Annotated in this window: 1 protein-coding gene; it reads right to left on the bottom strand. The window is 69.0% G+C overall.

Annotation, left to right across the window (positions count from 1 at the left end):
* Positions 1-26: 26 nt before the first annotated feature.
* Positions 27-515 carry a hypothetical protein gene (locus APM_RS12950; RefSeq protein ID WP_007423821.1) on the bottom strand — a complete coding sequence of 163 codons (489 nt, stop codon included), beginning with the start codon at positions 513-515 and terminating at the stop codon, positions 27-29.
* Positions 516-717: the final 202 nt, after the last annotated feature.

Raw genomic sequence — 717 nt, forward strand, 5'->3', positions numbered from 1 at the left:
TGTCCGGCTCCATTGGCGTCATCCGGCTAGCGCGCGAGGTCGAGGCGCGCGGCCTCGGCGGTGGCGGCGATCTGTGCGGCGGTCGCGCGCGTCGTGCTGACGCAGAGCAGCGCGTTGACGCGGCGGAGCGCGTCGGTGGTGACCGGCACGGTGCTGACCATCGCGAGATAGGTCGATGCCAGGCCGATATCGGGATGGCGCCGTTCGAGCTGCTCCTGATAGCCGGCGAGAAGATCGAGACCGGTGCGCGCGCCGCCGGCGGTGAAGCCGGGGGCGAGTTCCTCCTGCGCGGCGCGCAGGCGCTGGAGGTTGGCGGCGTCCATCCGGGTTTTCGCGGAGAGCGCGCCGAGGCGGAAATTCGAGCACCAGGCGGCGGCGCGGGGATAGACATCGCCGGAGGGCGCGCCGCGATGCGGGGTCGTGGTCTGCGCCGCGGCGAGGCCGGATGCCGCTAACGGCGCGGCGAGAAGAAGTCCGGCAATGATACGCCACCCGCTTCGGGGCCGTGCACGCATGTTCGGGCGCCTTGACTGTTCCGCCGCCTCACGATGAGGAAGCGTCCGCTGACGGCACAAATATTCGCAATCCGGCATGCGTGCGCTGATCCAGATCAAGTCCCCGATGCGTCTTTCGGTGTAATCCGTTTTGTCAGGTCGGAGTGGCCGGCGAAGCGACTACGGTCCTGACCATGAGGCGGCCCAGCAGGGTGAACAGCAT

The organism is Acidiphilium sp. PM (genome assembly GCF_000219295.1).
Lineage (GTDB): Bacteria > Pseudomonadota > Alphaproteobacteria > Acetobacterales > Acetobacteraceae > Acidiphilium > Acidiphilium multivorum.